Here is a 14690-nt window from a genome sequence, read left to right on the forward strand (position 1 = left end):
TTTTGGTTATACAAAATTTTCTATTTTGTTGATTAAAATAATAGCAAATTTAAATGATAAAAATACGTAATGTAACAATATTATATGATGCATAAGAATAATAAGAATAATAATCAAATTATATATTTTAATGAAGATGGATATCAAAAATTATATGAATATTTACTGAATAAAAATCACCGAGATTATGGCAAAAATTTATTCATATTAGTAGATGATTTATCTTATAAATATTGTTTTCCTATTTTAATATCTTATCTAAATTTTTTAGATACATCTCATATTATTAAAATCTCACCAGGAGAACAAGAAAAAAATTTAAATACTTGCATTTTTATTTGGAAAAATTTTGAAAAATTTAAAGCTAATAGAAGTAGTGTATTAATTAATTTAGGAGGTGGTGTAATTACAGATATTGGAGGATTTTCTGCTTCTGTATTTAAGAGAGGAATTAGATTTATTAATATTCCTACAACATTATTGGGCATGGTGGATGCATCTATTGGAAATAAAACTGGAATAAATTTTGGAAATATTAAAAATGAAATAGGGTCGTTTTATCATCCTGAATTATTAATAATTGATCCTAATTTTTTAAAAACTCTTTCAAAATATGAAATAATATCAGGACAAGCAGAAATGATCAAACATGGATTAATTTTTGATAAATCTTTTTGGATAAAATTGACAAAAGAATTAGATGATAATATTATTCCTACACAAAATTTAATTTATGAATCTATTTTAATAAAAACTAATATAGTGGAAAAAGATCCTACAGAAATTGGATTGAGAAAAATTTTAAATTTTGGACATACTATAGGACATGCATTAGAAAGTTTGTTTATGAAAAATCCAAATAAAAAATATTTATTACATGGAGTAGCAATTGCGATGGGTATGATTTACGAATCATGGATTTCATACAAAATCAATGATTTACATATCAATGATTATCAAGAAATAAAATATTTTATTTTAAATAAATATTCTTTACAAGAGATAATAAATCAACTATCTAATGATGATATAAATGATATTTTATTAATTATGGAACATGATAAAAAAAATGAAAATAATAAATTTTTATTTTCATTATTAAAAGAAATTGGATATTGCTCTTATAATTGTGCAGTTCCAATTTCATTAATAAAAGAAAGTTTTTTTCAAGTTAAAACTAATCATTGAAATTGAATAACTACTTTATTTAATAAAATATTTTCTACAAAATGAAAAAAGAAAAAAAATTAATATCTATTAACATTGAAGATGAAATGAAATCGTCTTATATAGATTATTCAATGTCTGTGATTGTAGCTAGAGCACTTCCAGATGTTAGAGATGGATTAAAACCAGTACATAGAAGAGTACTTTATGGAATGTATCAATTAGGAGTCTTTTCTAATCAATCTTATAAAAAATCTGCTCGTATTGTTGGAGAAGTATTAGGTAAATATCATCCACATGGAGATATTTCTGTTTACGAAACAATGGTTAGAATGGCACAAAAATGGAATATGCGTTATCCTCTGATAGATGGCCAAGGTAATTTTGGATCAATGGATTTTGATCCACCTGCAGCTATGCGTTATACAGAAGTTAAAATGCAAAAAATAGCTGAAGAAATGTTATTAGATATAAAAAAAGAAACGGTCAATATGCAATTCAATTTTGATGATTCCATAGAAGAACCACAAGTTTTACCTACACGTATCCCTAATTTATTAATCAACGGAACATCAGGAATTGCTGTTGGTATGGCCACTAATATGCCACCTCATAATTTAACAGAAACTATTCAAGCTATTTGTGCATATATAGATAATAAAAATATATCTATAGAAACAATTATAAAATATATTAAAGCCCCTGATTTTCCAACTGGTGGAGTGATTTATGGATATGATGGAGTAAAAAAATCCTTCTATACTGGAAAAGGACGTATAATATTACGAGCAAAGTTTCATTTTGAAGAAATTAATGGGAAAAAATGCATTATAATCGATGAAATACCTTACCAAGTTAACAAAGCCGAAATGATCAATAAAACTGTAGAATTAATGAAAGAAGGTAATATGGAAGGAATTTCTCAAATCAGAGATGAATCAGATAGAAATGGATTAAGAATTGTTTATATATTAAAACATAATCATAATCCAAATATTTTGTTAAATAATTTATTTAAACATACATCTTTACAAACTGCTTTTAATGTCAATGCTATAGCATTAGTCAATGGTAAACCAGTACAATTAAATATTAAAGAACTGATTAAACATTTTGTAGATCATAGAGAAAATGTCATTATTCGTAGAACTAAATATGAATTAGAAAAAATAATAAATAGAGTACATATTTTAAAAGGTTTGATAATTATATTATCTATCAAAAATAATTTAGATAAAATGATTGAATTAATTCAAAGTGCTCAAGATAAAAATGAAGCTATTATAATATTAATGAATAAATTCAATTTATCTAAAGATCAATCAAAATCTATTTTAGATATGAAATTACAACATTTCACTTCATTAGAAATTAAAAAAATTCAAATAGAATATGATCAGTCAGTAAAAACAATAGATAATTTGAAAAAAATTTTGGTAATAGATGATATCAGAATGGATATCATTAAACAAGAATTAAAAGACATAATTCAAAAATATCACGATAAACGTCGTACACAAATAAACTATTCTGATAAAATAACACAACATATAGAAGATTTAATTGAAAATGAACAAGTAGTATTAACTATTTCTCATGCTGGATATATAAAAAGAACTTCTTTATCAGAATATAAACTTCAAGGAAGAGGTGGGGTAGGTAATATAGGTGCTTTAGTTTCTAAAAAAACAGATTTTTTTAAACATATTCTTATAGCCACAAATCATCAATATCTTCTTTTTTTTACAGAAAAAGGAAAATGTTTTTGGTTAAGAGTATATGAAGTTCCAGAAGGATCTAAAATTTCTAAAGGAAGGGCAATACAAAATATTATTAATTTAGAAGAAAACGATAAGGTAAATGCTTATATATTAACTGGAAATTTAAAAAATCCAGAATATATTAAAGATTATTATGTCATAATGGTAACTAAAAAAGGTATTGTGAAAAAAACTTCTTTAGAACATTATTCAAGGCCTAGAAAATATGGAATTAATGCAATTGTGATACGTACAGGGGATTATTTATTAGAAGCTATTTTAACTAAGGGGAATAGTCATGTTTTTATTGCAGTAAAAAGCGGTAAACTTATTCGTTTTTCAGAAAAAAATATTCGTTCTACTAGACGAAATTCTTCTGGTGTAATTGGAATACATGTGAAGCATGACAAAGATTACGTTATTGGGATGATTTGTGTCAACCAAGACCAGCAGGATAAAAAATGTTTGTTAGTTGTTTCGGAAAAAGGATTTGGAAAAAGATCTTATATAACAGAATATCGTACTACTAATCGTGGTGGAAAAGGAATTAAAACGATTAATATTACTTCAAAAACAGGATTTTTAATTGCCATAAAAGATGTAACAAATCAAGATGATCTGATGATTATTAAAAAATCTGGAATCATCATTAGGATCCCCATTTTGGATATTAGAATAATGGGCAGAAATACTCAAGGAGTAAAATTGATTAATTTAAAAAATCATGATTCTATAGCTGATGTAGATAAAGTTACTAATAACATGAAATAAATTTATTTATGTTTATGTTTATTGTATTTTATTTTCTCAATATCTTGAAAAATATTAATAGATTCTTCTATATAAATATCTTTTAACAATTTTTGAGACCATTTTGTTTCTTTGGAATTATTCATAATAATTTTATTTTTATAATTTACGTGATTCTTATGATGCATGGATGATACATGAGAAGTGATATAATTATTTAATTTTTGTAAGTGTTTATTAATTCTTTCTAGTTTAACATTTTCATTATAAAAATCTTTCCAATGTAATGGCATATGTTTTGTATTTAAACATTTTGTATCTAAATCCAATAATTTTTTATAATGATTTATTAAATTAATATGCTTTTTGAAACGTTGCATACTTTTTAATTTTATTTCTTTTATATTAATTGGATATTTCCAACACTTATGATAAACTGGAGAAATACAATCCCATTTCATAGCATTATCTTGATTTTCTTTTTTCATTTGAAAATAATAATGATTCAAATGATTAAATGGAATAACAATATCTGATTTTACTCCTTGTTTTTGAGTAGAACAACCATTAACTCTATAAAACTTATTAATAGTAAGTTTTAATGATCCTAGATTTTGATAAAATGATTTTAAAGGGTAAACAACTTGAACAGTTCCTTTTCCATATGTTTGTTCACTACCCACAATAATTCCTCTTTTATAATCTTTAATAGAAGCTGCAAGAATTTCTGAGGCAGAAGCAGATAAATTATTTGAAATAATTATTAATGGCCCTTTCCAAAGAATATGTTTTTCATAACTTTTTATAATTTGTGTTTGCCCATTAGAAAATACTATTTGAACTATAGGAGTTCTTCCTAAAAAGTATCCAGCAATTTTTACAACATCATCTAACGATCCACCTCCATTATTTCTAATATCAAAAATTAAATGTTCTATGTGTTTTCTTTTTAAATCTTTAATAATTTTTTTAATATCTTTGGCTGAATTTCTATCATTTTTATTATCAGGATTAAAATAAAATTCTGGCAAATATATTAATCCATATCTCTTTTTATTCTTATCTAAGATAATTGCACTTTTTGCCAATGTTTCTTCTTTTTTAATAGTATCTCTGGTGAGTATTACTTCCTTTAATAATCCATTTTTCTTTAGAATGGTTAATTTTACTTTAGTATTTTTTTTTCCTTTTATCAGACGAATAGAATTTTCTAATAACATTCCTACAATATTTTGAGATGGAGAATTGATATTTTTCGATACTCTAATAATTTTATCACCAATTTCTATTTTTTTGCTTTTCCAAGCTGGTCCACCATGAATAATATTTACTATAGTTGCGTAACCTTTATCATCTTGCAATTCTGCCCCAATTCCATCTATTGATCCTGATATAGTATAATCAAATTCTTCTTTTTCTTTAATAGAGAAATAATTTGTATGAGGATCATATAATGTAGTCATTATATTAACATATTTAGAAAACCAATCTTCTACTGTTTTAATTTTTAATTTTCTGAAATATTCTTGTATATCTTCTTTCACTTGTTTTCTACTCCATGCCTCATTTTGCTGAAAAATCTTTTTTATATCATTTAGTGAATAACCAATTTTATTATCAATGGTTTGAAATATTTTAATCATGGCAAGATATTTTAAATATTTTCGCCATTTATTTTCTAAATCATGTACATTTTTTGGATAAGAAATTTTATCATTTTCAAAAAAAAATATTTCTTTTTTTTCAAAATCAAAAGGATGCTCTAATAATTTTGAACAAAAATGGTCTATTTCATTAATTCTTTTATAAAAACATTTAATTGATATATTAAAAAATGTAGGATCTCCATTTTTCCAAAATTCATCTAATTTATATTTATAAAAAGATAAAGATTTTAAATCTTTTTGTATAAAAAAAAATTGATTTTCATCTAAATTATTTAAATAATTATTATATACTTTTCTTGAAAAAGTATTATCAATTTTAATATTATTAAAATGCAACATACTTAATGTTTTATATATGCTTTGTAATATTAAGTGTTGATTCTTTTCTAGTTGTTTTTCTGTTTTATATTTGTAACAACATTTGTAACAACAATTGAATAAAATAAAACATGAACATATAATAATTATATATCTAATTTTAAAAAATTTCTTTTTTTTATGTAAAAATGAAATAAAATTATGTAACATATGTAACAATGTAATCACAATTAATGAACAATTAAAAAAAAATAATAAAAAATATAATGATTTGATAAAATTTTGAAAAAGACATTAGATAAAGTGTTTTGTTTAGAAAAGTCTGTAAATCCAAAAAAAATTACAGATTTTATTGGTCCAGAGGACTTATTATACAATTTAAAAATTTTTATTCAAGCTGCTAAGGCAAGAAACGAAGCATTAGACCATATTTTATTTCATGGCCCACCAGGATTAGGAAAAACTACACTTGCTAATATTGTAGCTAATGAATTAGGGGTAAATATTAAAGAAGTATCTGGAGCTATTTTGGATAAACCTGGAGATTTAGCAGGAGTTCTAATACACTTACATTTAAATGATGTATTATTTATAGATGAAATTCATCGTCTTTCTCCTATAGTAGAGGAATATTTATATTCTGCTATGGAAAATTATAAAATAGATATTATTATAGATTCTGGATCTAAAGCAAAATCAGTTCAAATTGATTTATCACCATTTACGTTAATAGGTGCAACTACAAGAGCTGGATTATTAACAGCTCCTATGCGATCTCGTTTTGGAATTAATATACGTATTAATTATTACAACAAAATATATTTGAAAAATATTATCGATAGAAGTGCCAAAATATTAAATATACCAATAACTGAAAAAGCTTCTTTTGAAATTGCTGATAGAAGTCGTGGAACACCAAGAATTGCAAATTCATTACTTCGTAGAGTTCGTGATTTTGCACAAATCAAAGGCACTGGAATTATTAATAGTAATATTTGTCATTTTAGTCTGAAATCATTACATGTAGATAAATATGGTTTAGATGAAATGGATAATAAAATTCTTACATATATTATTGATAATTTTGAAGGTGGTCCTGTAGGAATAAAAACAATAGCTACTGCTATAAGTGAAAATTCAAATACTATTGAAGAAGTTTATGAACCATTTTTAATTCAAGAAGGTTATTTAATCAGAACGCCTAGAGGAAGAATTGCTACCAAATTAGCTTATATACATTTAAAAAAAAATAGATATTAAATATTTATTATATTATTATATTAAATAAAAAATGAATTAATTATGCCTTCAAATGTTATTGTTGGACTCCAATGGGGAGACGAGGGAAAAGGAAAAATTACTGATTTATTATCTGAAAATTCAGATTATGTTGTTCGTTATCAAGGAGGGAATAATTCTGGCCATTCTATACATATTAAAAATCATTATTTTGTGCTTCATATCATTCCATCTGGAGTGATTCATCCTTTTATTAAATGTATTATTGGTCCAGGTGTTGTAGTAGATCCAAAATCTTTAATTAAAGAATTAAATCAATTGGAATCTATAGGAATAAATACTACACAAGTGTTTTTAGCAAAAAGAGCACATGTCACTATGCCTTATCATTATTTATTAGATCAATATATTGAAGAATCTTTAGGTAATAAATCAATTGGAACAACTAGACGAGGAATAGGGCCGACATATGCAGATAAAATTGGAAGAATCGGAATTCGTATATTAGATTTTTGTAACTTAAAAAAGTTTTATAAAAAATTAAAACAAGTTCTTGATTATAAAAATCAAATTATTACAAAAATATATCAACGAGATCCTTTATCTTTGAAATTAATTTATGAAGAATATGTAGAGTACTATAAAGTACTTTCTCCTAGAATTATAGATTCTGTTTATGAAATTCATAATGCATTTCAACAAAGAAAAAAAATTCTTTTTGAAGGCGCACAAGCTATGCTGTTAGATATTAATTATGGAACATATCCTTATGTCACAACTTCTTCTACATCTACAGGTTCTGTATGTTCAGGGGTTGGAATACCTCCACATTATTTAAATAATTTAATAGGAGTAGCAAAAGCTTATTGCACTCGTGTAGGTCATGGGCCTTTCCCTACAGAAATTAAGGATACCAAAATAGAAAATTTTTTAAGACAAGTTGGCAATGAATATGGATCAACTACTAATAGAGCAAGAAGATGTGGATGGTTAGATTTATTCTCTTTAAAATATTCTTGTATGATTAACGGAATTAATGGTTTGATTATTACTAAATTGGATGTTTTAAGCCAACTAGATATTATTAAAGTAGGAGTAGGATATACAATTCATGGTAAACAATTAAAACAATTTCCAGCAGATTTAGAATATCTTGAAGAACAAAATCTAGAATCTATATATGTAGAATTTCCTGGATGGTATAATAATATTTCTGATATTTATGATTATGATAATTTACCTCAAAATTGTAAAAAATATATTAACTTTATTGAACAATATTTAAATTTGAAGATTTTTTTGATTTCTGTTGGAACTGAACGAAATCAAAACATTATTAAAAACAAATCTTTATTTTTTAAGATATTTTCATAAAATTACTTTTGTGAACGAATATAAAAATCCATTAGTTGAACGATATAGCAGTCAAGAAATGATTTATAATTTTTCTCCAAAAAAAAAGTTTTTGACTTGGAGAAAACTGTGGGTAGCTTTAGCAGAAATACAAAAAAACTTAGGTATTAATATAACCAATGAACAAATAAATAATTTAAAATCTTGTTTAAAGAATGACATTAATTGGAATATAGTTTCCTTTTATGAAACTAAATTTAGGCATGATGTAATGGCTCATTTATATGCTTTTGGAGAACAAGCAAGTTTAGCAAAACCAATTATTCATTTAGGTGCTACAAGCGCGTTTTTAACGGATAATACAGATATAATTATTATTCGTGACGGATTAAAAATAATTTTACATAAATTAATTATAGTTATTTTTCAACTTAGAAATTTTGCTTTAGAATATCATAAACTGCCTACTTTAGCGTTTACTCATTATCAACCCGCACAATTAACTACTGTTGGAAAAAGAGCAACTACTTGGATACAGAGCTTGCTTATGGATTTACAAGAATTAGAATTTAGATTAAAAAATATTTGTTTTAGAGGTGCAAAAGGTACGGTTGGTACGTCTGCAAGTTTTAAAGAATTATTTGACGGTAATATCGATAAGGTGAAAAAAATGGAAATAGAATTATCCAAACAATTTGGATTTAATCAATTTTATCCAGTAATAAGTCAAACTTATGATAGAAAAATAGATACCCAAATATTAAATTTATTGTCTAATATTTCCCAATCTTCTCATAAATTTAGTAATGATATAAGATTATTACAAAATTTAAAAGAATTAGAAGAACCATTTGAAGACCATCAAATTGGATCCAGTGCAATGTCATATAAAAGAAATCCTATATTGAGTGAACGAATATCTTCTTTATCTAAATATGTAATGTCTTTATCTCATAGTTCAGAAATGGTTGCTGCTACACAATGGTTAGAAAGAACATTAGACGATTCTGCTAATCGTAGATTAGTGATTCCGCAATCTTTTTTAGCAGTAGATGCAATTTTAATAATATGGAATAACATTTTGGAAAAAATAACTGTATATCCTAAAATGATTGAAAAAAACATTAAGAAAGAACTTCCATTTTTTATTACAGAATATATTATTGTAGAAAGTGTTAAAAATGGTGCAGATAGACAAACAATTCATGAAATAATTAGGCACCATTCTATGGAGGTGAATAAAGAAATTAAATTCAAAGGGAAAACAAATGATTTTATTCAAAGAATTGTAAATGATAAAAAAATACCAGTTAATGAAAATAAAATCAAACAAATGTTAAATCCAAATAGATTTATAGGGTTTTCTTCTATTCAAGTTATAGAATTTATTGAAAATTATGTGAATCCTATTTTAACTAAGTTTCATTATTTATTGGATTGATTACTCCAATTATTATGAACCTCAAAATTTATATAAAAAAAAAACAAAAATTTGATATTTATTCCAAAGAATTGTATAAAGAATTACAACATCTTTTTAATATATCAAGTTTATATAAAATTATCGTTTATCAAACATACGACATATTAAATGTCACAAATCCGTCAGTTTTTTTTCAAGATATTATATATAAAGTATTTGTAGATCCTGTAACCGATGTTTGGTATAAAAAAATCAATTTATTAAATCCATATTTTGAATATAATCTAGGTCAATATAATTCTAGAGCGGAAGCAGCAACACAATGCGTAAAAATTATTCATCCACAATATAATAATATTGTAGTTAAAACGGGAAAATTAATTGAATTATTTGGAATCAAAAATAAAACAGATTTTTTAAAAATAAAAAACTACTGTAGTTATAAAATTACAAAAAATAATATAAAAAAAACGAAAAAACAAAATAACATACCATATATTATTAATTTTATACATTTAACTTATTATGAAATAAAGAATCTACATCAAGACTTTGATTTTTCTATAGATATTGAGGATTTACTATTTATTCAGAAATATTTTCGTTATGAAGTATGCCGTAATCCTACAGAATTAGAATTACGAGTTTTAGACACTTATTGGTCAGATCATTGTCGTCATACAACTTTTTTAAGTTCTTTAATTGATATTCAATTTACTGGATATTTAAAACCAACATATCATAAAATTTTTGATGAATATAAAAAAGATCGTCGTAAATATTGTATTGATAAAAAATCTTTTCCAAATTTAATGGAACTATCAACACTACCATCCAAAATAGTATTACAAAAACAACAATCAAATTATTTTGTATCTAAAGAAAAAAATGCATGTACAATATTGATCGATGTAGATATAGATATCTTTGGTCATAAAAATATAGAAAAATGGTATATTTTATTTAAAAATGAAACTCATAACTATCCTACAGAAATTAATCCATTTTGGGGGGCAGCAACGTGTATAGGAGGTGCTATTCGTGATCCTTTATCTGGTAGAGCATTTGTGTATCAATCTATTAGATTAAGTGGGGCAGCAAATCCAACGATTAACAAAACATTATATAATAAAATTCCACAATATAAAATATGTAGAGATTCTGCTTATGGATATAGTTCTTATGGAAATCAAATTGGGGTAGCTACAAGTCATATAAATGAAATATATCACGAAGGATTTAGAGCAAAAAGAATGGAAATAGGTATGGTAATTGGTGCCGTACCAGCTAATTATGTAAATCAAAAAACGCCACAAACGGGTGATATTATTGTATTATTAGGAGGTTTAACTGGTAAAGAAGGTATAGGTGGAGCTACCGATTCTTCCAAAAAAAAACATAAACCACAAAATATATTGAAAAATCATTTATTTTACAAATTAACATTAGATCCAATAACAGAAAGAAAAATTCAAAGATTATTTAGAAAAAAAAAAGTAATCTCATTGATTAAAAAGTGCAATGATTTTGGTGCTGGAGGTACATCTGTAGCAATTGGAGAATTATGTGATAGTTTAGAATTAAATTTAGATAAAATTCCTATTAAAAAAAATTTTCACACTTTGACATCGGTTGAATTAGCGTTATCAGAGTCTCAGGAAAGAATGGCAATTGTGTTGGATCCATCTGATCTAAAAAATTTTATTCATTTTGCTAATGAAGAAAATTTACGAGCTATTCCTATAGCTACTGTTATGAATAACAAAAAAATAATTTTTTATTATAAAAATAAACAAGTATTAAATTTAAACAGTGATTTTTTGAATAGTGGTGGAGTTGAAAAAAAAAGAATGGTACATATAAATTCTCCTTTGACCATTTCTCCATTCAAAAAATCAAAAAATGTAATATTTAATAAATACACATTTTTAAAAACTATATCCAAGTTAAATATTGCTTCTCAAAAAAGTTTAGTAGAGATGTTTGATAGTACTGTTGGGGGAACTACAGTTTTAATGCCATTTGGAGGAAAATTTCAAATGACACCATCAGAAGGCAGTGTTCATAAAATACCAGTTTTTAATGGAAAAACTAATACTGTTAGTTTAGTTTCTTGGGGTTATCATCCAGATATTTCTTTATGGAGTCCATTACATGGTGGAGCTTATGCAATAATAGAATGTATTTCTAAAATTGTTTCTATGGGAGGAAATTATAAAAAAACATATTTGAGTTTTCAAGAATATTATCAAAAATTAGACAATGATCCTAATAAATGGGGGATTCCTTTTGCTTCTTTGTTAGGTGCATATAAAGCTCAAAAAGAACTAGGAATAGTATCTATTGGCGGAAAAGATAGTATGTCAGGGACATATAAAAATATACATGTACCACCAACTTTAGTAGCTTTTGGTGTTTGTATAGGATCGTCTTTAAATATCATATCTCCTGAATTTAAAAGGGTAGGAAATAAAATATATTTATATCATCATCATCCAAAAAATGATGAAATGCCAGATTTTCAATCAATCAAAAATGCATATATACAAGTGCATAAAGAAATTATTTCAGGAAAAATTATTTCTGTTCAAACAGTAAAAGACGGTGGTATTGCTATAGCTATTTCTAAAATGGCATTTGGAAATCGTTTAGGAGTGATGATTAATTTAAAAACACATCATTTACTTGAAACCCATATAGGATCATTAATTATAGAATCAAATTCTACTTTAGAAAATAAAGAATTTATTCTTATAGGACAAATTGTAAATTCTAAATATCTTAACTTTAATTCAGTTAAAATTGATATAGAAGAAGCAATTTTTTATTGGGAAAAAACATTAAATCCTATTTATAATAATTCATGTTTGGTAGACAAAAAACTGAATATTAAAAAAAATGTAAATAAAAATTATTTGTATAATACAAAAATTAAAAATAAAACAATTATTTTTCAATCAAAAGTTAGAGTAAGAGTATTTATTCCTATTTTTCCTGGAACTAACTGTGAATTAGAATCTATACGTGCGTTTAAACAAGAAGGAGCTATAGTAATAACGTCTATCTTTAAAAATTTAAAATATAAAGATCTTATTGAGTCTATACAAGAATTAAAAAAAAATATAAAATCATCACAAATATTAATGATTTGTGGAGGATTTACTTATGGAGATGAACCAGATGGTGCTGGAAAATTTATAACATCTATTTTACATAATCCATATATAAAAGAGACCATAGAAGTTTTATTAAAAAAAAATGGATTAATATTAGGTATATGTAATGGATTTCAAGCACTTATCAAGTCAGGATTATTACCATATGGAAAAATAAAATTAAGAAATTATAAATCTCCTACTTTAACTTATAATGAATTAGGTAAACATGTTTCTCAATGTGTGAGAATTAAAGTAATTTCTGATAATTCGCCATGGTTAAAAGGAATGAAAAATAAAATTTATATTCAGCCATTATCTCATGGAGAAGGTAGATTTTATGCTAATAAAAAAATTACTGAGATTCTATTCAAAAAGAATCAAATAGCAACTCAATATGTAAATTTTCAAGGTAATCCTACATTAGACAAAGCATTCAATCCTAATGGATCACTTCAAGCAATAGAAGGATTATTAAATAATAATGGACAAATTTATGGAAAAATGACTCATCCAGAACGTTTTCAACATGGATTATTAAAAAATATTCCTAATATTATTAATGAATATTCTATTTTTAGAAATGCAGTAGAATATTTTGTATAAAAAATTTTTTATTATGAAAGTATTAATTTTTTGTGGCAGTCAATCAGATAAAAAAATTATGAATATTGCAGAAAATACGCTAAATAAGTTTAATATTGAAAACACAACTTATATTATTTCAGCTCATCGTTTACCGGATGTGTTATCTGACAAAATTAAAGAAATTGAATACGAACAAAAAACAGATTTAATTATAGCTGGGGCTGGTTTATCTGCACATCTTCCAGGTATAATTGCATCAAAAACAATTATCCCTGTTATTGGCGTACCAATTTATAATATTGATAATGGATTATTGGGTGGCCTGGATGCTACTATTTCTATATTGCAAATGCCTAAAGGTGTTCCAGTCGCTACTGTAGGTATAAATAATGCATATAACGCTGCATTATTAGCTGTCCATATTTTATCTATAAAAGATAAAAATGTAAAAACATCTTTAATAAAATTTAGAATAGAAAATACAAAATTATTGATGAAACAAATAAAAAATAATTAAGTTGTAATATAAATACAATACAATAATGTATTATGTATAATTATAAAAATAATTTTCTTTTAGAAGGCAAAACTAAAAAATTATATAAGACGGATAATATTAATGAAATTATTATTCATTATAAAGACATTATTACCTCATTTGATGGAGATAAAACACAAAGTTTAAATCAAAAAGGAATTATTAATAATCAAATATCTGCAATAATATTTCATCTTCTAAATTCTTGTGGAATCAAAACTCATTTTATTCGTATAATAAATAATAGAGAACAGTTATGTCATAAATTAGATTTATTTACATTAGAATTTGTTATTAGAAATATAGTATTTGGTAGTATGTCTAAACGTTTAGGAATAAAAGAAGGAATATACATACAAAATCCAATTTTTGAAATTTTTTATAAAAATGATATTTTAAAGGATCCTTTTATTAATCATCATCATGCAGTTTTTTTAAAGATTATTTCTTATGAAGAATTAAATATTATCAATAAAATATCATTAGAAATAAATAAAATAATTAAAAAATTTTTTTTTGATAAAAATATTATATTAGTTGATTTGAAACTAGAATTTGGTAAAAATCATAAAAAAGAAATTGTTCTTGCTGACGAAATTAGTCCTGATACTTGTCGTATTTGGGATAAAACAACAAAACAAAAACTTGATAAAGATTGTTTTAGAAAAGGATATAGTAATGAAAAAATTATTAATACTTATATGAAAGTTTTAAACAAAATCGACAAATAAG

At 24.5% G+C, this 14690-nt stretch carries 9 protein-coding genes; 8 read left to right on the forward strand and 1 reads right to left on the reverse strand.

Annotated features, from left to right (window positions below):
- Window positions 1-84: 84 nt before the first annotated feature.
- Together aroB and gyrA are read left to right on the forward strand one after the other, a co-directional pair.
- Window positions 85-1188, forward strand: a complete 1104-nt coding sequence (aroB, locus tag H0H37_RS00660) for a 3-dehydroquinate synthase (protein ID WP_317168511.1) — start codon at window positions 85-87, stop codon at window positions 1186-1188.
- A gap of 41 nt (window positions 1189-1229) precedes the next feature.
- Window positions 1230-3698 (forward strand): DNA gyrase subunit A, encoded by a 2469-nt coding sequence (gene gyrA, locus H0H37_RS00665; RefSeq protein WP_185882522.1) that lies wholly within the window; start codon window positions 1230-1232, stop codon window positions 3696-3698.
- Between the two features lie 2 nt (window positions 3699-3700).
- Here the strand turns inward: gyrA and H0H37_RS00670 are convergent, their stop codons facing one another.
- The gene (locus H0H37_RS00670; RefSeq protein WP_238785501.1) at window positions 3701-5683 is read right to left on the reverse strand and encodes a carboxy terminal-processing peptidase; all 1983 of its coding nucleotides are present in this window, start codon (window positions 5681-5683) and stop codon (window positions 3701-3703) included.
- A gap of 282 nt (window positions 5684-5965) precedes the next feature.
- On the opposite strand from H0H37_RS00670, the gene ruvB reads away from it, so the two are divergent.
- Genes ruvB through purC form a run of 6 tightly spaced genes read left to right on the forward strand, consistent with a single transcriptional unit; the run spans window position 5966 to window position 14689 of the window.
- Window positions 5966-6922: a Holliday junction branch migration DNA helicase RuvB gene (gene ruvB / locus H0H37_RS00675; RefSeq protein WP_185882651.1), complete on the forward strand. Its 957-nt coding sequence runs from the start codon at window positions 5966-5968 to the stop codon at window positions 6920-6922.
- Window positions 6923-6964: 42 nt separating this feature from the next.
- On the forward strand, window positions 6965-8275 hold the full coding sequence (locus tag H0H37_RS00680; RefSeq protein WP_185882524.1) for an adenylosuccinate synthase: 1311 nt from the start codon (window positions 6965-6967) through the stop codon (window positions 8273-8275).
- Between the two features lie 10 nt (window positions 8276-8285).
- A complete protein-coding gene (gene purB / locus H0H37_RS00685; RefSeq protein WP_185882525.1) occupies window positions 8286-9695 on the forward strand; it encodes an adenylosuccinate lyase in 1410 nt (469 codons plus the stop codon).
- 14 nt (window positions 9696-9709) lie between these two features.
- Window positions 9710-13438: a phosphoribosylformylglycinamidine synthase gene (locus H0H37_RS00690; RefSeq protein ID WP_185882526.1), complete on the forward strand. Its 3729-nt coding sequence runs from the start codon at window positions 9710-9712 to the stop codon at window positions 13436-13438.
- A gap of 13 nt (window positions 13439-13451) precedes the next feature.
- On the forward strand, window positions 13452-13937 hold the full coding sequence (gene purE, locus H0H37_RS00695) for a 5-(carboxyamino)imidazole ribonucleotide mutase (protein WP_185882527.1): 486 nt from the start codon (window positions 13452-13454) through the stop codon (window positions 13935-13937).
- Between the two features lie 32 nt (window positions 13938-13969).
- Window positions 13970-14689, forward strand: a complete 720-nt coding sequence (purC, locus tag H0H37_RS00700) for a phosphoribosylaminoimidazolesuccinocarboxamide synthase (protein ID WP_185882528.1) — start codon at window positions 13970-13972, stop codon at window positions 14687-14689.
- Window position 14690: the final 1 nt, after the last annotated feature.

Origin of the sequence: Blattabacterium cuenoti (genome assembly GCF_014252335.1) — a bacterium.
Lineage (GTDB): Bacteria > Bacteroidota > Bacteroidia > Flavobacteriales > Blattabacteriaceae > Blattabacterium > Blattabacterium cuenoti_AL.